The following is a 19,336-nucleotide window of genomic DNA, read 5'->3' as shown; positions in this document are numbered from 1 at the left end:
ATTATGACGAAAACCACTCCTAACCTTGCTAAGTTGATAGCGACGGATTTGATTACCGTCGGTCGCTGGTCGTTGTTGTTGATGATTTTGATCTTCGCAACCGCAATGGGAGTGGTGTTTGCAACCCACCATGCGCGTCAAGCGATCACTGAAAAAGATCATACATTGGTTGAGCGGGAGCGATTGGACAGCGAATGGCGCAACCTAATGTTGGAAGAAACAGCTCTCGCAGAACACAGTCGCGTTCAAGACTTGGCAAAGAAGGATCTTGAAATGAAACGACCAGATGGCGATAAAGAAGTGGTTATCACGCTAAAATGATTGGAAAGAAAGCCAAATCTAAACAAGGAAATACGCGCAAGTCTGCTGCAAAAGAAAAGAAAGTTTCTGCAGCAAAACCGCAACCCACCAAAGAAACAAAAGAAACAGAAGTAACGGCAGAACCAGAGTCATTTTTGATTCGCTGGCGTTTTCACTTGCTGCTGTTTTTTGTCTTCTGTGCCTTCGCTCTTCTCGTTGGGCGCGTGGCTTACATTCAAATCATCGAGCCAGACAACCTTATCAAGCAAGGTGATCTTCGTTCTATCCGCGTAAAAGCCATTCCTTCCGCGCGTGGGATCATCTCTGACCGTAACGGTGAACCGCTGGCAGTGAGCGTACCGGTAGAAGCCGTTTGGGCAGACCCGAAAACCATCTTTAAAGAAGGCGCACTGCAGCAAACTAAAAGTTGGTACGCACTTGCAGACGTGCTTGGCTTAGATCGCCAAGGTCTGATTAACAAAATTAAGAAGAACGAATCCCGCCGTTTTATTTACCTTCAACGTCAAGTAAGTCCAGCGATGGCGAACTACATTCGAGAGTTAAAGCTGCCGGGTGTGGGGTTGAAATCCGAATCTCGTCGTTACTATCCCGCAGGTGAAGTTAGTGCCCATTTAGTCGGTGTAACAGGCATTGATGGACATGGTTTAGAAGGTGTTGAACGTAGCTACGATGAATGGCTGACTGGCGCTGCGGGTAAGAAAACCATTCGTAAAGACCGTTATGGCCGTGTCGTCGAGAACATTGCTTTGGAAGAGAAGCAAGAAGGTAAGCCGCTGCAATTGACCATTGACCAAAGACTGCAAGCCATCGCGTATCGTGCAATTAAGCAAGCTGTAGCCGATCACCGTGCAACTTCCGGCTCTGCAGTAATGCTTGATGTAAAAACAGGTGCCGTGTTGGCGATGGTGAATGCGCCATCTTATAACCCAAATAACCGCAGCGACTGGCAAAGCTACAAGATGCGTAACCGAGTTATTACCGACTCAATGGAGCCTGGTTCGACGATTAAGCCATTCGTGATCTTAGCCGCTTTAGAAAATGGTGTGGCGGACAAAGATACGATCGTCGATACCGGAAATGGCATTCTTCAACTCGGTGGTAGCCGTGTTCGTGACGTGTCCAAAGTAGGTAAAGCAAGCCTGACCAAGATTTTGAAAAAATCGAGTAACATCGGTGTGACCAAGCTTGCGATGCGAATGCCAGTGGAAGCGTTATTGGGTTTGTATAGCTCTGTTGGTTTGGGCGAATTGTCCGGCTTGAACTTGGTTGGTGAGGTGACCGGTATTTTCCCAAGCCGCTCTCGTTGGTCTCCTATTGAGCGAGCAACGATTTCTTTTGGTTACGGCTTATCCATCACGCCAATTCAGCTTGCTCATGCGTACGCGACGCTAGGCAACTTAGGAAAATACGAACCAATTCATATTATCGAAAGTAACGATAACGATATGTCACGCCAAGTGGTGAGCAAAGAGCATGCTCGTCAAGTGTTAGATATGCTAGAGACGGTAACACAAAAAGGTGGTTCAGCTCGAAGAGCGGCTGTTCCAGGTTACCGAGTCGGGGCAAAAACCGGTACGTCACGTAAAGCGACAGCAGGTGGCTATAGTGATGAGTACATTACGTATACCGCTGGTCTTGCGCCTGTGAGCGACCCGCGAATTGCGTTGGTAGTGATTGTGAATGAGCCACAAGGTGATGATTACTACGGTGGTTCAGTAGCGTCTCCTGTCTTTTCTGAAATCATGAAAGGTGCGCTGCAAATCTTGAATGTTGCCCCTGACGAAAATAAATTCCAACAGTAGGCTTATATAAGTCTGCTAAGAAACAAAATGAAGAAAGCTGAGCGCATGCTCGGAGAACATATATGACTAAAGCCATCAGTATGGACACGCTGCTTTCCACTTGGGTAGATTGCCCTAGCTTGTCCTCTATCCTTGTCTCTGAATTGGAACTCGATAGCCGAAGAGTTCAATCTGGTACCACGTTTGTTGCCATTATCGGTCATGTTGTCGATGGACGTCAGTTTATCCCAACAGCAATTGAACAAGGAGCGAACGCGGTTATCGCTCAAGCCTGTGATGTAAAAGCGCATGGCTCGATTGAGATGATTAACGACGTACCAGTTGTTTATCTTGATGCATTAGACAAATGCTTATCTCAAATTGCGGGTCAGTTGTACCACTATCCAAATATGGAGTTGATTGGTGTCACAGGTACGAACGGAAAAACCACCATCACTCAACTGATTGCTCAGTGGATTGATTTAGTCGGTGCAAAAGCAGCGGTTATGGGTACAACGGGTAATGGTTTCCTTGATAACCTGCAAGAAGCTGCAAATACAACGGGCAACGCCGTTGAAATCCAAAAGACACTTGCTTCCCTCGCTGAGCAAAAAGCGCAATACACTGCGCTTGAGGTTTCTTCCCACGGTCTGATTCAAGGTCGTGTTAAGGCTCTGTCTTTCGCTGCGGGCGTATTTACTAACCTAAGCCGAGATCATCTAGACTACCACGGCACTATGGAAGAGTACGCTAAAGCTAAACTTACCCTATTTACAGCCCATCAATGCGAACACGCAATCATCAATGTAGACGATGTAGTCGGTGCAACTTGGGCGAAACAGCTTCCTAATGCTCTAGCCGTATCACTCAAACCAACGACAGATTTTGGGCATACAGTGTTTGCTAATCATATTGCTTATGCAGAATCAGGCATTACGATTGAGTTTAGCGGCAAGTTTGGTGAGGGCACATTACATGCTCCGCTGATCGGAGAATTTAATGCAGCGAACCTAATGTTGGCATTTACAACGTTGCTTAGCCTAGGTTTCGATAAACAGAGCTTGCTTGCAACGGCTGCACAGTTGCAGCCTGTACTTGGTCGAATGGAACTGTTTCAAGCGGAAGAGTGCGCGAAAGTGGTTGTGGATTATGCTCATACACCTGATGCTTTGGAAAAAGCGCTGCAAGCGCTTCGTGTTCATTGCCAAGGTAATCTTTGGGCTATCTTCGGTTGTGGGGGCGATCGTGATGCTGGAAAACGCCCAATGATGGCGGAAATTGCTGAGCGTTTGGGTGATAAAGTGGTTCTGACGGACGACAATCCACGCAGTGAAGATCCGGCTCTTATCATGAAAGATATGCTGGCAGGGTTAACTAAGCCAGCTGATGCTATTGTGCAACACGACCGCTTCAAAGCACTGTCTTATGCACTTGAAAATGCCTCTTCTCAAGACATTATTCTTCTGGCTGGTAAAGGTCATGAAGACTATCAAGTTCTAAATTCTGGAACCATTCACTACTCTGACCGCGAGTCAGCCATGACATTATTGGGGCTTTGATCATGATCACCGTAACGCTTTCTCAAATTGCTGAAATCACAGGTGGTGAATTGGTTGGCAATGACGTTGCCATCGAATCTGTTTCTACTGATACTCGCACAATCGACCTAGGGGCACTATTTGTTGCTTTAGTCGGTGAGCGTTTTGATGCTCATGATTTCTGTGAACAAGCCGTAGAGTCTGGTGCTGGGGCACTATTGGTGCAAAAAACACTTAATGTGAATGTGCCTCAAGTTGTTGTTGCTGATAGTAAGATAGCATTGGGCGAAGTTGCTGCGTGGGTTCACCAATCATGTCAAACACCAACGGTTGCGATCACCGGAAGTTGTGGAAAAACCACAGTAAAAGAGATGGTCGCAAGCATCTTACAATTGAAAGGTCAGGTGTTATTTACTGCGGGTAACTTTAATAATGACATCGGCGTTCCGCTGACACTATTACGTTCGCAAAAAAACGATGACTACGCTGTGATTGAGCTTGGAGCAAACCACATTGGTGAGATTGCTTATACTACTCAATTAGTTAAACCCGATATGGCCCTTGTTAACAACGTAGCTGCAGCACACCTTGAAGGCTTTGGTTCGATTGATGGAGTGAAGCAAGCAAAAGGAGAGATCTACCAAGGGCTTTCCGCTGGTGGCGTTGCGATTGTGAACTTAGACAGTCATGGTGAAGCTAAGTGGGAGGGGGTTCTCGCTGATAAGAAGGTGATTACTTTCTCACAAAGCAACACAAACGCTGACTTTTATGCGACAAATATCGTGATGAACGCCGCAGGTGAAGCAAGCTTTGACTTACATATCGCCGCAGGTTCACAAGAAATTGAACTGTCTCTGGGTATTATTGGTCAACACAACGTGTCTAACGCAATTGCCGCTTCTATCATTGCACTGCAAATGGGAGCGACCTTAGAAGAGGTTCGAGCTGGTCTTAAGCATCTTAATAAAGTTAAAGGTCGTGTCGAAGTGGAAGAGCTGAGCGACAAGATCAAACTGATTGACGACAGCTACAACGCAAGTGTTCCCGCAATGAAGGCTGCTGTTGATTTGCTAGCGGCATTTCAAGGACAACGTTGGTTGATTTTAGGCAATATGGCGGAGTTGGGTGAGGAAAGTCTTGCACTTCATCGTCAAGTCGGGGAACATGCTGCCCCACAAAAATTTGAACATGTTCTCACGTATGGTGCAGATGCAAGGGTTATTAGCGAACTCTGCGACGGCATCCATTTTGAGACACATCAAGAGATGATTGACTACATCAAGCAGCATCTAGACCAAGCGGCTCCTGAGCATCACACGATGTTGGTGAAAGGGGCGAACGGTGCACGTATGTTTGAAGTCGCTGCTGCTTTGAAGGAGTATTATTAATGATTATTTGGCTTGCCGAGCTGCTACAGCCATACCTATCTTTTTTCCGATTGTTTGAATACCTCTCTTTTCGAGCAATCCTCAGCGTATTAACCGCTTTAGGTTTATCCCTATGGATGGGACCTATCATGATCAAGCGTCTACAGATGCTACAAATTGGTCAGGTTGTCCGTAACGAAGGTCCAGAATCCCACTTTAGCAAGCGTGGTACCCCAACGATGGGCGGTATCATGATTTTGGCAGCTATTTCTATCACCATTCTTTTGTGGACTGACTTATCAAACCCTTACGTATGGGCAGTACTAACCGTGTTGTTAGGTTATGGTGCGATTGGCTTTGTCGACGATTATCGTAAGGTCGTTCGTAAGAACACCGATGGTTTGATTGCTCGTTGGAAGTACTTCTGGCAGTCGTTGATTGCATTTGTTGTGGCGTTTGCGTTGTACGCTTATGGCAAAGACACAGCCGCTACTCAACTTGTTGTGCCGTTCTTCAAAGACATCATGCCGCAACTTGGTTTCATGTACATTATCCTCACTTACTTTGTGATTGTGGGTACCAGTAATGCGGTAAACCTAACCGATGGTCTGGATGGCTTGGCAATTATGCCGACCGTTTTAGTTGCAGCCGGCTTTGCCGTGATTGCGTGGGCGACGGGTAACGTTAACTTCTCAGAATACCTTCACATTCCATATCTACCACACGCATCTGAGTTGGTAGTTGTATGTACGGCAATTGTTGGTGCGGGTCTTGGTTTCTTGTGGTTCAACACATACCCAGCGCAAGTGTTTATGGGTGATGTTGGCTCACTTGCTCTTGGTGGTGCGCTTGGTACGATCGCAGTACTTGTTCGTCAAGAGTTGGTATTGGTGATCATGGGTGGTGTGTTTGTAATGGAAACACTGTCGGTAATCCTACAGGTAGGTTCGTACAAGCTACGTGGTCAACGTATTTTCCGTATGGCACCGATTCACCATCACTACGAATTGAAAGGTTGGCCAGAGCCTCGCGTAATCGTGCGTTTCTGGATTATTTCTATGGTTCTTGTTCTGATTGGTCTAGCGACACTGAAAGTGCGTTAATCGCACTTTCCAAGAATAAGACAAATTGCGTGAGCAAATATGGAACGTTGGCAAAACATACATAAGGTTGTTGTTGTAGGGCTCGGTATTACCGGGCTCTCTGTCGTTAAACACCTAACAAAAACACAACCGCAACTAGCGGTCAAAGTCATTGATACGCGTACTAACCCTCCTGGGGCTGAACGCTTGCCTGAGCAAGTCGAATTGCACAGTGGCGGGTGGAATACTGAGTGGCTTGCAGAAGCTGACTTAGTTGTGACTAATCCCGGCATTGCTTTGGCGACACCAGAAATTCAAGTCATTCTTGCAAAAGGGACGCCAGTTGTTGGCGATATTGAACTCTTCGCTTGGGCTGCCGATAAACCTGTTATTGCGATTACTGGCTCTAACGGTAAAAGTACAGTAACGGACTTAACTGGTGTCATGGCGAAAGCCGCAGGTCTAACGGTAGGTGTCGGTGGCAATATCGGTGTTCCTGCTCTTGATTTGCTAGAGCAAGATGCAGATTTGTATGTCCTTGAATTGTCCAGCTTCCAATTAGAAACTACGTCGAGCTTAAAACTCAAAGCCGCTGCGTTTCTAAACCTTTCTGAAGACCACATGGATCGTTATGACGGCATGGCGGATTATCGACAAGCTAAATTGCGTATTTTCAACCATGTAGAACTGGCAGTTGTAAATCGAGATGACCAAGAGACCTTCCCTGATATTGATATGCCGTTAGTGACATTCGGGAGCGATGAGCAAGCTTACGGTCTTGAATTGGATGGCAATCGTACTTGGTTGCTCGATCATGGTCAGCGTGTCATTGCTAGTGATGAGCTAAAGCTGGTTGGTAAGCACAATTTAGCCAATGCTCTAGTCGTACTTGCACTGCTTAAAGCGGCAGGTGTGGATTATCACAAATCATTGAATGCACTTAAAACTTACACGGGTTTGACACATCGATGCCAAGTGGTTGCGGATAATCGTGGCGTAAAATGGGTGAATGACTCAAAAGCGACCAATATTGCGAGCACTATGGCAGCGCTTTCTGGTTTAGAGTCGACGGGCAAACTGTACTTGCTCGTTGGTGGTGTTGGTAAAGGTGCGGATTTCACTCCACTAAAACCGATCTTCGCGACACTGAACCTGCAACTTTGCTGTTTTGGCGCTGATGGCGATGAATTTATGCCACTGCACGAATCAGCAACTCGTTTCGACACCATGGAAGATGTGATTCAACAGATATCTTCGCAGTTAAAAACGGGTGATATGGTGATGCTGTCTCCGGCATGTGCTAGCTTTGATCAATTCGACAACTTTATGGCAAGAGGTGACGCATTCGCAGCTCTTGCCGAGAAATACGCATAATTAAAGGTCACACACTTCGTGGGTTTAGGTAACGTTAAACGCAGCATTGGTACTTGGCTTAAGCATCCTGCACCTGAGGCGCTTTTTGATCGTCAGCTTGTATGGATTGCGTTGGGTTTGATGTTAACGGGTTTGGTGATGGTGACATCAGCATCATTTCCAATCAGCTCTCGTTTGACGGATCAGCCATTTCATTTCATGTTCCGTCATGCAACCTTTCTTGTACTCGCGATAGGTGTCTCTTCCGTAATTCTGCAAGTGCCATTAGAGCAGTGGTTTAAGAGAAGTCATTATCTTCTTTGGCTCTCTTTTGGGTTACTGATCGTTGTACTGCTCGCAGGTAAGTCGGTTAACGGTGCATCGCGTTGGATACCTCTCGGTCTGTTTAACTTGCAACCTGCCGAAGTCGCCAAGCTCTCGCTATTTGTCTTCATGTCTGGTTATTTAGTACGTAAGCAAGACGAGGTCCGTCAGACTTTCTTTGGCGGATTTATGAAGCCAATCATGGTATTTGCTTTCTTCGCAGTATTGCTCCTAGGGCAGCCCGATTTAGGTACTGTGGTTGTAATGTTGGTGACCTTGTTTGGCATGTTGTTCATTGCAGGGGCGAAGCTGACACAATTCTTGGCTCTAATGATTGCCGGTATTGCGGCTGTTGTTGGCTTGATTTTGGTCGAGCCATACCGTATTCGTCGTGTCACTTCGTTCTTAGACCCTTGGGAAGACCCATTCGGTAGTGGTTATCAGCTAACGCAATCTTTAATGGCATTTGGTCGCGGTGAGTGGTTTGGTCAAGGTCTTGGTAACTCAATCCAAAAACTTGAATACCTACCTGAAGCGCACACTGACTTCGTGTTTGCGGTACTGGCTGAAGAGCTGGGTTTTGTTGGTGTCGTGTTAGTGCTAATGCTGATTTTCAGCTTGGTGCTTAAAGCGGTTTACATTGGCAAACGAGCGTTCGAAGAAGGCGAAATGTTTGGTGGTTACCTCGCATTTGGTATTGGTATTTGGTTTGCCTTCCAGACGTTGGTTAACGTCGGCGCTGCTGCCGGTATCGTTCCAACCAAAGGTCTTACTCTTCCACTGATCAGTTATGGTGGTTCGAGTCTTATTATTATGTCCGTGGCGGTGTCTATCTTGCTGCGTATCGATCATGAATGCCGCTTAAAGCACGGCAAGAAAGAATCAGAACAACAAGTCGATGAAGAAAAATAAACGTTTGATGGTGATGGCTGGTGGTACTGGCGGTCACGTATTCCCTGGTCTAGCGGTAGCTAAGCAGCTACAAGAGCAAGGTTGGGAAATTCGCTGGTTGGGTACCGCGGATAGAATGGAAGCTGATTTGGTGCCAAAACACGGTATCGAAATCGACTTTATCAAAGTAAAAGGTCTACGAGGTCAAGGCGTTAAGCGTCTTCTTGCAGCACCATTTCAGATTATTAATGCCATCATGCAAGCTCGCACTCATATGAAGCGCTGGCAACCCGATGCTGTGCTGGGCATGGGCGGCTATGTCAGTGGTCCCGGAGGTATTGCGGCTTGGGTGAGCGGAATCCCTGTCGTATTGCACGAGCAAAATGCAGTAGCAGGTTTAACGAACCGATGGTTATCAAAAATCGCTAAGAAGGTTTTTCAAGCTTTCCCGGGCGCTTTTCCAAATGCCGAAGTGGTTGGTAACCCAGTTCGTGAAGACGTGACTCAATTGGTCGCGCCAACCGAACGCATGCAAGAACGCCAAGGTCCAATTCGCATTCTGGTTATGGGTGGCAGCCAAGGCGCACGCATTCTTAACCAAACTCTGCCAGAAGTAATGGCGAAATTGGGTCAAGATTACATTATTCGCCATCAAGCGGGCAAAGGCGCAGCGGAAGAAGTCAACGCAGCATACCAAGCCAATGGCGTGGTGAATGCAGAGGTAACAGAGTTTATCGATGATGTGGCGCAAGCTTATGCGTGGGCAGACTTACTGGTTTGTCGCTCAGGCGCGCTAACGGTATCTGAAGTGTCTGCTGCTGGTGTGGGTGCTATCTTCGTTCCGTTTATGCATAAAGACCGTCAGCAAGCATTAAATGCAGATCACTTAGTGGATTGCGGTGCAGCGAAAATGATTGAACAACCAGATTTAACCGTTGAGTCACTGACTCAGCAGATCCAACAATTGGATCGACAAGCTTTACTTACAATGGCAGAGCAAGCGCGTGGCGCTGCAAAATTGAATGCGGACCGAGTTGTCGCACAAGCCATTGTCGCTTTGACCGAAAAGCGTTAACGAATTATTGAGAATAGAATTGATGACTATCCAACATACACAAGACTTAGCTCAGATTCGCGCAATGGTGCCTGAGATGCGCCGCGTGAAATCCATCCACTTCATCGGTATTGGTGGTGCGGGCATGAGCGGCATTGCAGAAGTGCTGTTGAACGAAGGCTACCAAATCACAGGCTCTGATTTATCAGAGAACCCAGTGACAGAGCGTTTAGTATCAAAAGGTGCGACGGTATTTATCGGTCACCAAGCAAGTAATGTTGAAAAAGCCAGTGTTGTTGTGGTTTCAACCGCGATCAACGAAGAAAACCCAGAAGTGATGGCAGCACGTGAGTTGCGTATCCCTATCGTGCGTCGAGCTGAGATGCTTGCTGAATTAATGCGCTTCCGTCATGGGATTGCTGTTGCGGGTACACACGGTAAAACGACGACGACTGCTCTAGTTACGCAAATCTATTCTGAAGCAGGTCTTGACCCAACATTTGTTAACGGTGGTTTAGTTAAGAGTGCAGGTACAAATGCACGCTTAGGTTCGAGCCGAATTCTGATTGCAGAAGCAGACGAAAGTGATGCTTCATTTTTACACCTACAACCTATGGTAAGCATCGTGACGAACATCGAAGCTGACCACATGGATACTTATGGTGGCGATTTCGAAACGTTGAAGCAGACATTCATCGATTTTCTTCACAACTTGCCGTTTTATGGTCAAGCTATTGTCTGTATTGACGATCCAGTCATTCGTGAGCTTATTCCACGTATTAGTCGCCAAGTGATTACTTATGGCTTCTCTGAAGACGCTGATGTGCGCATAGAGAATTACCATCAGGAAGGTCAACAGGGCAAGTTCACGGTGGTTCGTGAAGGTCGCGCAAACCTGGATATCACGCTGAACATCCCTGGTCGCCATAACGCATTGAACGCATCTGCAGCGATTGCGGTTGCTACAGAAGACGACATCAGTGATGAAGCGATCTTAAAAGCAATGGCGGGTACACAAGGTACAGGTCGTCGATTTGATCATTTAGGCGAGTTCGATACTGGTAATGGTCATGCAATGCTTGTCGATGACTATGGTCATCACCCAACAGAAGTGGACGTGACGATTAACGCAGCACGCAGTGGCTGGCAGGATAAACGTCTCGTCATGATTTTCCAGCCTCATCGTTATAGCCGTACCCGTGACTTATACGATGACTTTGCGAATGTGCTGGAGCAAGTGGATGTTCTGATCATGTTGGATGTATACGCTGCGGGCGAAAAACCGATTGCCGGCGCGGATGGACGTGCTTTATGCCGCACTATTCGTAGTCGCGGAAAGGTCGATCCAATTTTTGTCCCAGAAATCGAGCAATTACCTTCAGTTTTGGCTAACGTTATACAAGATGGCGACCTGATTTTGACTCAAGGCGCAGGTGATGTTGGTAAAGTTGCCAAGCAGCTTGCTGCTCTTGAATTGAATATAAATAAGATGCTTGGCTAACAATAGGGACGGGCGCAAAGTGCAGAGAAAGACCTAGATCTCGATTTTGCGTCAAGAACGTTGTGATTTATCACTATCAGTGTTTGATAGTTTACAAGAGCTCAGTATAATCCCAAGGTTAAAGTCAATGCTTTTGCCAATGTGTACTAACACGGTGAAAAGTACAGGACAAAAGTCAGGAAACGAAGACGTTGTTGAATATTGCACTGAATGAAGAGCGACTTAACACGGACAATAACCGTGGTCGTCAAGATAAAATCTTGGGTGCGCTATTTTTCTTTGTTGTAGTGACCTTAATTAGTTCTGTTTTGTACTCAGCGATCAGTTGGATGTGGGATGACCAAAGGTTACCTCTCTCCAAAATTGTACTTCAGGGAAAACTGGAGTATGTCACAGCAGACGATGTGCAAGCAGCGTTTGGACAAATTGATCATATTGGCACCTTTATGTCTCAAGACATTGATGTGTTGCAGCAAAGTGTCGAAGCCCTTCCATGGGTCGCACATGCTGCGATTCGTAAGCAATGGCCAGACACGGTAAAAGTATTTTTGACAGAACATCAACCCGTTGCCATCTGGAATGGCAATGAGCTGTTAGATGCTAATGGCTTAGTATTTAATGGTGATGTTGGCCTGCTAAAGGAAGAAAAAGTTAAGTTATATGGTCCCAATGAGACTGGACCGGAAGTTTTGCAAACCTATCGCGATCTCCGTCCTAAGTTCCAAACGTTGGGGCTGGCTATTTCGTCATTAGTGTTAAACGAACGACGAGCTTGGCAGATCATCCTTGATAACGGTATTCGACTAGAGCTCGGTAAAGAGTCTCTGGATGAGCGGATAGAGCGCTTCTTTTTGCTTTACAACAAGCTCGGCAGTGACACTCAAAGAATCAGTTATATCGATCTTAGGTACGATACGGGAGCCGCAGTTGGTTGGTTCCCTGAACATGAGTTAGAACAAGAGAGTACGAATGACTAAGGCCGCTGATGACAACATTATTGTTGGTCTTGATATAGGCACTGCAACCGTATCAGCTCTAGTGGGTGAGATTCTACCGGATGGCCAAATAAATATTATTGGTGCGGGTAGCAGCCCTTCACGTGGCATGGATAAAGGCGGCGTGAATGATTTGGAGTCGGTTGTAAAATCAGTACAACGCGCAATTGATCAAGCTGAGTTGATGGCGGAATGCCAAATCAGCCGAGTATTTATTTCGTTGTCTGGTAAGCATATCGCAAGCCGAATTGAAAAAGGCATGGGCACCATATCTGATGAGGAAGTGTCTCAGGAAGATATGGATCGCGCTATCCATACTGCAAAATCGATTAAAATCGGTGATGAACAGCGAATCCTTCATGTGATTCCACAAGAGTTCACCATCGACTACCAAGAGGGCATTAAAAACCCACTTGGTTTATCAGGAGTGAGAATGGAAGTCAGTGTCCATTTGATCTCATGCCATAATGATATGGCACGCAATATTATTAAGGCTGTAGAACGTTGTGGTCTTAAAGTAGAGCAACTTGTGTTTTCTGGGCTTGCTGCAAGTAATGCAGTGATCACCGAGGATGAAAGAGAGCTTGGGGTTTGTGTGGTTGATATCGGTGCCGGCACGATGGACATTTCTATCTGGACCGGTGGTGCGTTACGTCACACTGAAGTATTTTCTTACGCAGGAAATGCAGTAACTAGCGATATTGCTTTTGCTTTTGGTACGCCAGTGAGCGATGCTGAAGAAATAAAAGTCAAATATGGCTGTGCCTTGAGCGAACTAGTCAGTAAGGATGACACGGTTAACGTTCCTAGCGTAGGTGGTCGACCTTCACGTAGTCTGCAACGTCAGACGTTGTCAGAAGTGATTGAACCACGATACTCTGAGCTTATGGGACTGGTTAACCAAACTATCGACTCTGTACAAGCGAAATTGCGCGAAGAGGGCATTAAGCACCATCTCGCTGCGGGTGTAGTTCTTACCGGCGGTGCTGCGCAAATCGAAGGAGTGGTAGAATGTGCGGAACGCGTATTCCGCAACCAAGTAAGGGTTGGCAAACCGCTTGAAGTCAGCGGGTTAACTGACTATGTAAAAGAGCCGTACCATTCTACGGCAGTTGGATTACTTCATTACGCAAGAGACATGCAGTCTAGCGACGATAGCGATTATAATGAACCTAAGCGCTCATCTGTTACTGGCTTTTTCGGTAAATTGCGTAATTGGATACAAAAAGAGTTTTAACCTGAGTTGCAGGATAAACGGAGACAACACATGTTTGAACCGATGATGGAAATGTCTGACGATGCAGTAATCAAGGTCGTTGGAGTTGGTGGCGGCGGTGGTAACGCCGTTGAACACATGGTGCGTGAATCCATCGAAGGTGTGGAATTCATCAGCGTCAACACTGATGCGCAAGCACTTCGTAAGACAAGCGTTGGCAATGTCATTCAGATTGGTGGTGATATCACTAAAGGTCTGGGTGCAGGTGCGAATCCACAGGTCGGCCGTGAGGCAGCTCTCGAAGACAGAGATAGAATTAAAGATTCCCTAACTGGTGCCGATATGGTGTTTATCGCAGCAGGTATGGGTGGCGGTACAGGTACTGGTGCAGCACCTGTTATTGCTGAAGTAGCTAAAGAGCTTGGCATTCTTACTGTTGCGGTCGTAACAAAACCGTTCAGCTTTGAAGGCAAAAAGCGTTTGGCATTTGCTGAGCAAGGTATCGATGAGCTGTCTAAGCATGTTGACTCTTTGATCACAATTCCAAACGAAAAGCTACTTAAAGTACTTGGTCGTGGTGTAACGCTATTAGAAGCTTTCGCAAGTGCGAACGACGTTCTTAAGAACGCTGTTCAAGGTATTGCGGAGCTAATTACTCGCCCTGGCATGATCAACGTCGACTTTGCAGACGTACGTACTGTAATGTCTGAAATGGGTCACGCAATGATGGGTAGCGGTATCGCGAAAGGCGAAGATCGTGCAGAAGAGGCAGCGGAAATGGCAATTTCTAGCCCACTTCTAGAAGACATCGATCTAGCTGGTGCTCGTGGTGTTCTTGTTAACATCACTGCAGGTCTGGATATGCGTCTTGATGAGTTTGAGACTGTTGGTAACACAGTGAAAGCATTTGCTTCTGACAATGCAACCGTAGTTATCGGTACTTCTCTAGACCCAGATATGACTGATGAAATCCGCGTAACAGTTGTTGCGACAGGTATCGGCAATGAGAAAAAACCAGACATTACGCTAGTTGCTGGTGGCAAAGCGAAAGTAGCACCAACTGCGACTCCGCAAGCTCAACCACAACAGCAAGCTGCGGCACCACAAGCTGAAGAGAAACCGGCACAGACTTTGCAAACTACTCCAGTGCAAGAGAAGCCACAGGTAACTCCTCAGCCGACAAACACAGTTTCTTCTTCTCCAGCTTCTGCGGGTCAGAGTTCTGCCGCTCCTAAGCAAGAGAAGGAAAGTGGTTATTTAGATATCCCGGCATTTTTGCGTCGTCAGGCTGATTAATCTTTAACCCATAAATTTGACATAGCTCAAGATTATGGTAGCATTCACGGTCGACGTTACAGACGACCGTGTTTTGTAGCATATTTTAGAGAGGCAAGCAGATGATCAGACAACGTACTCTGAAAGAAATAGTGAAAACAACTGGTGTGGGTCTCCACTCTGGTCGTAAAGTCACACTTACTCTGCGCCCAACTGCTGCAAACACAGGTATCATTTACCGTCGTACAGATGTAAACCCACCTGTAGATTTTCCAGCTGACCCAGCGTCTGTTCGAGACACTATGCTATGTACAGCATTGGTGAACGATGAAGGCGTGCGAATTTCAACTGTAGAACACTTGAATGCAGCACTTGCTGGTATGGGTATCGACAATATTATTGTCGAAGTAGACGCTCCTGAAATTCCAATTATGGATGGCAGTGCAAGCCCGTTTGTATACCTGCTACAGCAAGCTGGTGTTGAAACGCAAAATGCACCGAAGCGTTTTATTCGTATTAAGAAACCAGTTCGTTTTGAAGATGGCGATAAGTGGGCAGAGTTTGTTCCATTTAATGGCTTCCGTATGGACTTCGAAATCGACTTTAACCACCCTGCGATTGAGTCAGATGAGCAACGTCTTCTATTTGATTTCTCATCTCAAGGTTTCGTTCGTGAAATTTCTCGCGCACGTACGTTTGGTTTCATGCGTGATATTGAATACTTACAGTCTCAGAACTTAGTTCTTGGTGGTAGTTTCGATAATGCAATTGTACTGGATGATTACCGTATTCTTAACGAAGAAGGTCTACGCTTTGATAATGAGTTTGTTACTCACAAAGTACTAGATGCTATTGGTGACCTTTACATGTGTGGTCATGCCATTATCGGTGAGTTCCGTGCTTTCAAATCAGGTCACGGTCTAAACAACCAACTTCTACGTGCAGTTCTTGCGGATCAAGAAGCATGGGAATGGACAACATTCGAAGAAGAAGTGGGTTCACCAGTTGCTTTTGCAGAACCAAACATGGTTTTAGCGTAATAAACAGCGCAAACAGATTAAAAAAGCCAGGCAATGCCTGGCTTTTTAGTATCTGAATGTTGAGTCTATATTTCTGACGTACGCTTTGTTTGACATAGGCTTTTGGCAGCATGTGAAGCGTTCTGCAGATGATCGTTCAACGATCTTCTGTGAAGATATTACTTTCAATGAATACAGATGTCCTGTAAATGCCTATTAGAAATGGCAATGGCGAATAGTGAAACATTGCCACTTTTTACCGCTTGGCAAGGCGTTGCCGATCCTTTTCTTACCATTATGATCTTTTAACGTTGAACACCAAACTTAGGATCCTTTTTAAGTGAAGGCGATAAAATTATGATCTTACATAGGTAAAATCTAATTTTGTTGAGATATGGGTATTCAAAAGCAGCTTTCTACTGGGCGATGGTTTACATTATTGCCTTTATCTTCAGCTCATAGCGACGATTTGAACTTAGCCACTAGAGGCTGATTCTTCTAAAGAATGGCTTATAAAATACTGACTTTGCGCTTTGATGAGGGGGTAATAGTGGCTAATACATCATCAGTTTGTCTAAAAACTTACGAGTGCTTCAAACAAATACGTCTATTTATGGTTGTATCGACGAAAAATCCTTACACTAAGCCACATTGATTCAAAATTTAGCCTTGAAATATGGATGTTTGAACTCAATATCTTTGATAAATGATTTATCTCAGTATTCTTAGTTCCAAACTGGCAGAGACTGAAGGCATTACGAGTAGATCGGGAACGGTCTGATTAAAGAGAGATTCACGAAAAATGATAACTAAGCTACTGACAAAAGTAATTGGCAGTCGCAACGACCGAACACTGCGCCGCCTTAGAAAAATTGTAAAAGAGATTAATAACTACGAACCAACGTTCGAAGCACTTTCTGATGAAGAGCTAAAAGCGAAAACTGTTGAGTTCCGTGAGCGCCTAGAGCAAGGTGAGACTCTTGATAAGCTACTTCCAGAAGCTTTTGCTACGGTTCGTGAAGCATCTAAGCGTGTTTACGGTATGCGTCACTTCGACGTTCAGCTTATCGGTGGTATGGTACTGAACGGCGGTCAAATTGCGGAAATGCGCACTGGTGAAGGTAAAACTTTAACTGCAACCCTTCCTGCTTACCTAAACGCACTTCCAGGTAAAGGTGTACACGTAGTCACAGTGAACGACTACCTAGCAACACGTGATGCTGAGACTAACCGTCCACTATTTGAATTCTTAGGTATGACAGTTGGCGTGAACGTGCCAAACATGCCTCCTCAAGCGAAAAAAGAAGCTTACCAAGCTGATATCCTTTACGGTACAAACAACGAGTTTGGCTTTGACTACCTACGTGACAACATGGCTTTCCGCAATGAAGACCGTGTTCAACGTGAACGCTTTTTCGCAGTTGTCGATGAAGTGGACTCAATCCTTATCGATGAAGCTCGTACTCCTCTGATCATCTCTGGTCCAGCAGAAGATAGCTCGGATCTATACACTCGTATTAACCTGCTTATTCCAAATCTTCAAAAGCAAGATAAAGAAGACTCTGAAGAATACCGCGGCGACGGTCACTACACGGTTGATGAGAAATCTAAACAAGTTCACTTAACGGAAACGGGTCAAGAATTCGTTGAAGAACTAATGGTGAAAAATGGTCTGATGGAAGAGGGCGATACACTTTACTCTCCAACTAACATCAGCCTACTACACCACGTTAATGCAGCGCTTCGTGCACACGTATTGTTTGAACGCAATGTAGATTACATCGTCAATGATGACGGCGAAGTTGTGATCGTCGATGAACATACCGGTCGTACAATGCCGGGTCGTCGTTGGTCTGAAGGTCTTCATCAAGCGGTTGAAGCGAAAGAAGGCGTTAAGATTCAAAACGAAAACCAAACGCTGGCATCGATCACCTTCCAGAACTACTTCCGCCTATACGAAAAACTGTCAGGTATGACAGGTACAGCGGATACAGAAGCATTCGAATTCCAATCGATTTACGGTCTAGAGACAGTGGTTATCCCAACCAACAAACCTATGATCCGTAACGATATGCCAGACGTAGTTTACCGTACTGAAGCTGAGAAGTTCGCTGCAATTATCGAAGATATCAAAGAGCGCGTAGAGAAAGGTCAACCATCTCTAGTAGGTACGGTTTCTATCGAGAAATCAGAGCTACTCTCTAACGCACTTAAGAAAGCTAAGATTAAACACAATGTACTGAACGCTAAGTTCCACGAGCGCGAAGCAGAGATTGTTGCAGAAGCAGGTACACCTGGTGCGGTAACGATCGCGACTAACATGGCTGGTCGTGGTACTGATATCGTGTTGGGTGGTAGCTGGCAAGCGAAAGTCGAAGCGCTTCAAGATCCAACCAAAGAACAGATCGATGCTATCAAAGCTGAGTGGAAACAAGTTCACGATCAAGTACTAGAATCAGGTGGTCTGCACATCATTGGTACTGAGCGTCACGAATCTCGTCGTATCGATAACCAGTTACGTGGTCGTTCAGGTCGTCAAGGTGACGCAGGTTCATCTCGTTTCTACCTATCGATGGAAGATTCACTACTACGTATCTTCACTTCAGATCGTATGGCTAGCCTTATCCAAAGCGGTATGGAAGAAGGTGAGGCGATTGAATCTAAGATGTTGTCTCGTTCAATCGAAAAAGCACAACGTAAAGTGGAAGGTCGTAACTTCGACATCCGTAAACAGCTTCTTGAATACGATGATGTAGCAAACGATCAGCGTAAAGTAGTTTACGAATTACGTGATGAGCTAATGAGCGTTGACGACATTAGCGATATGATCGAACAAAACCGTGAAGATGTCGTTACTGCGATCATCGATGAATACATTCCACCACAATCTCTAGAAGATATGTGGGATGTGGAAGGTCTTCAAGAGCGCTTGAAAGCGGACTTCGATCTAGATGCGCCTATTAAGCAATGGCTTGAAGAAGACGACAAGCTATACGAAGAAGCGTTGCGTGAGAAGATCATCAACCTAGCAGTTGAAGTCTACAAAGCGAAAGAAGAAGTAGTCGGTGCGCAAGTACTTCGCAACTTCGAGAAGTCAGTTATGCTTCAAACGCTAGACACGCTTTGGAAAGAGCATCTAGCGGCAATGGATCACCTACGTCAAGGTATTCACCTACGTGGTTATGCGCAGAAGAACCCGAAACAAGAGTACAAGCGTGAGTCGTTTGAACTGTTTGAAGGTTTACTAGAAGCGCTTAAGACGGATGTGATTACCGTGCTATCTCGCGTACGTGTTCAACAACAAGAAGAAGTTGAGCGTATGGAAGAGCAACGTCGCGCGCAAGCTGAAGAAGCAGCTCGTCGTGCCCAAGCTCAACACGCAGCAGCACAAAACCCACTAACTGAAGGCGAAGAGTCTGAAGAAACGTCTAACCAACCAATGGTTCGTGAAGAGCGTAAAGTGGGTCGGAATGAGCCTTGTCCATGTGGCAGTGGTAAAAAGTACAAACAGTGCCACGGGAAAATTGACTAATACAGTCCGAAAATATTGATAAAGAGTCGCTTAGGCGGCTCTTTTTGTATTGATATACCCAAGTAACCTCGAGATGCTTGGTTCAGC

General features: G+C 45.8%; 14 protein-coding genes. All 14 read left to right on the top strand.

Annotated elements, in window-relative coordinates:
• Positions 1-3: 3 nt before the first annotated feature.
• The 14 genes from ftsL to secA all read left to right on the top strand — a co-directional run bounded on the left by ftsL (position 4) and on the right by secA (position 19,249).
• Positions 4-321 carry a cell division protein FtsL gene (gene ftsL / locus QMY49_RS12605; protein WP_005428577.1) on the top strand — a complete coding sequence of 106 codons (318 nt, stop codon included), beginning with the start codon at positions 4-6 and terminating at the stop codon, positions 319-321.
• A complete protein-coding gene (locus QMY49_RS12600; RefSeq protein ID WP_005447785.1) occupies positions 318-2,123 on the top strand; it encodes a peptidoglycan glycosyltransferase FtsI in 1,806 nt (601 codons plus the stop codon). Before ftsL ends, QMY49_RS12600 begins: the two co-directional genes overlap by 4 nt.
• 62 nt (positions 2,124-2,185) lie before the next feature.
• Positions 2,186-3,661, top strand: coding sequence for a UDP-N-acetylmuramoyl-L-alanyl-D-glutamate--2,6-diaminopimelate ligase (gene murE, locus QMY49_RS12595; protein ID WP_283311823.1), 1,476 nt, complete (start codon positions 2,186-2,188; stop codon positions 3,659-3,661).
• A gap of 2 nt (positions 3,662-3,663) precedes the next feature.
• Positions 3,664-5,028, top strand: coding sequence for a UDP-N-acetylmuramoyl-tripeptide--D-alanyl-D-alanine ligase (locus QMY49_RS12590; protein WP_005447788.1), 1,365 nt, complete (start codon positions 3,664-3,666; stop codon positions 5,026-5,028).
• Positions 5,028-6,110: a phospho-N-acetylmuramoyl-pentapeptide-transferase gene (gene mraY, locus QMY49_RS12585; RefSeq protein ID WP_005447790.1), complete on the top strand. Its 1,083-nt coding sequence runs from the start codon at positions 5,028-5,030 to the stop codon at positions 6,108-6,110. Before QMY49_RS12590 ends, mraY begins: the two co-directional genes overlap by 1 nt.
• 39 nt (positions 6,111-6,149) lie before the next feature.
• Complete coding sequence (murD, locus tag QMY49_RS12580; protein WP_009703932.1) at positions 6,150-7,463, top strand: UDP-N-acetylmuramoyl-L-alanine--D-glutamate ligase; 1,314 nt, start codon at positions 6,150-6,152, stop codon at positions 7,461-7,463.
• 18 nt (positions 7,464-7,481) lie between these two features.
• The gene (gene ftsW / locus QMY49_RS12575; RefSeq protein ID WP_017190080.1) at positions 7,482-8,678 is read left to right on the top strand and encodes a cell division protein FtsW; all 1,197 of its coding nucleotides are present in this window, start codon (positions 7,482-7,484) and stop codon (positions 8,676-8,678) included.
• Entirely contained in the window at positions 8,665-9,732 is a 1,068-nt protein-coding gene (gene murG, locus QMY49_RS12570) for an undecaprenyldiphospho-muramoylpentapeptide beta-N-acetylglucosaminyltransferase (RefSeq protein WP_061065579.1), read from the top strand. The genes ftsW and murG overlap by 14 nt, the downstream gene beginning before the upstream one ends.
• A gap of 22 nt (positions 9,733-9,754) precedes the next feature.
• Complete coding sequence (gene murC, locus QMY49_RS12565) at positions 9,755-11,212, top strand: UDP-N-acetylmuramate--L-alanine ligase (protein ID WP_005447797.1); 1,458 nt, start codon at positions 9,755-9,757, stop codon at positions 11,210-11,212.
• A gap of 191 nt (positions 11,213-11,403) precedes the next feature.
• Positions 11,404-12,189, top strand: coding sequence for a cell division protein FtsQ/DivIB (locus QMY49_RS12560; protein WP_009697609.1), 786 nt, complete (start codon positions 11,404-11,406; stop codon positions 12,187-12,189).
• Positions 12,182-13,444 (top strand): cell division protein FtsA, encoded by a 1,263-nt coding sequence (ftsA, locus tag QMY49_RS12555; protein WP_005447800.1) that lies wholly within the window; start codon positions 12,182-12,184, stop codon positions 13,442-13,444. Before QMY49_RS12560 ends, ftsA begins: the two co-directional genes overlap by 8 nt.
• Before the next feature lie 30 nt (positions 13,445-13,474).
• The gene (ftsZ, locus tag QMY49_RS12550; RefSeq protein ID WP_009697610.1) at positions 13,475-14,719 is read left to right on the top strand and encodes a cell division protein FtsZ; all 1,245 of its coding nucleotides are present in this window, start codon (positions 13,475-13,477) and stop codon (positions 14,717-14,719) included.
• Positions 14,720-14,820: 101 nt separating this feature from the next.
• Complete coding sequence (gene lpxC, locus QMY49_RS12545) at positions 14,821-15,738, top strand: UDP-3-O-acyl-N-acetylglucosamine deacetylase (RefSeq protein WP_283311815.1); 918 nt, start codon at positions 14,821-14,823, stop codon at positions 15,736-15,738.
• Positions 15,739-16,519: 781 nt separating this feature from the next.
• Positions 16,520-19,249, top strand: coding sequence for a preprotein translocase subunit SecA (secA, locus tag QMY49_RS12540; RefSeq protein WP_009697611.1), 2,730 nt, complete (start codon positions 16,520-16,522; stop codon positions 19,247-19,249).
• Positions 19,250-19,336: the final 87 nt, after the last annotated feature.

The organism is Vibrio harveyi (genome assembly GCF_030060435.1).
GTDB classification, from domain to species: Bacteria; Pseudomonadota; Gammaproteobacteria; order Enterobacterales; family Vibrionaceae; genus Vibrio; species Vibrio harveyi.
This window is presented reverse-complemented; position numbering and strand designations above follow the sequence as displayed.

What these genes read in the sequence shown, in the direction of transcription:
- ftsL (WP_005428577.1), top strand. Translation starts at nt 4, where the DNA reads ATGACGAAAACCACTCCTAACCTTGCTAAGTTGATAGCGACGGATTTG.
- QMY49_RS12600 (WP_005447785.1), top strand. Translation starts at nt 318, where the DNA reads ATGATTGGAAAGAAAGCCAAATCTAAACAAGGAAATACGCGCAAGTCT.
- murE (WP_283311823.1), top strand. Translation starts at nt 2,186, where the DNA reads ATGACTAAAGCCATCAGTATGGACACGCTGCTTTCCACTTGGGTAGAT.
- QMY49_RS12590 (WP_005447788.1), top strand. Translation starts at nt 3,664, where the DNA reads ATGATCACCGTAACGCTTTCTCAAATTGCTGAAATCACAGGTGGTGAA.
- mraY (WP_005447790.1), top strand. Translation starts at nt 5,028, where the DNA reads ATGATTATTTGGCTTGCCGAGCTGCTACAGCCATACCTATCTTTTTTC.
- murD (WP_009703932.1), top strand. Translation starts at nt 6,150, where the DNA reads ATGGAACGTTGGCAAAACATACATAAGGTTGTTGTTGTAGGGCTCGGT.
- murG (WP_061065579.1), top strand. Translation starts at nt 8,665, where the DNA reads ATGAAGAAAAATAAACGTTTGATGGTGATGGCTGGTGGTACTGGCGGT.
- murC (WP_005447797.1), top strand. Translation starts at nt 9,755, where the DNA reads ATGACTATCCAACATACACAAGACTTAGCTCAGATTCGCGCAATGGTG.
- ftsA (WP_005447800.1), top strand. Translation starts at nt 12,182, where the DNA reads ATGACTAAGGCCGCTGATGACAACATTATTGTTGGTCTTGATATAGGC.
- ftsZ (WP_009697610.1), top strand. Translation starts at nt 13,475, where the DNA reads ATGTTTGAACCGATGATGGAAATGTCTGACGATGCAGTAATCAAGGTC.
- lpxC (WP_283311815.1), top strand. Translation starts at nt 14,821, where the DNA reads ATGATCAGACAACGTACTCTGAAAGAAATAGTGAAAACAACTGGTGTG.
- secA (WP_009697611.1), top strand. Translation starts at nt 16,520, where the DNA reads ATGATAACTAAGCTACTGACAAAAGTAATTGGCAGTCGCAACGACCGA.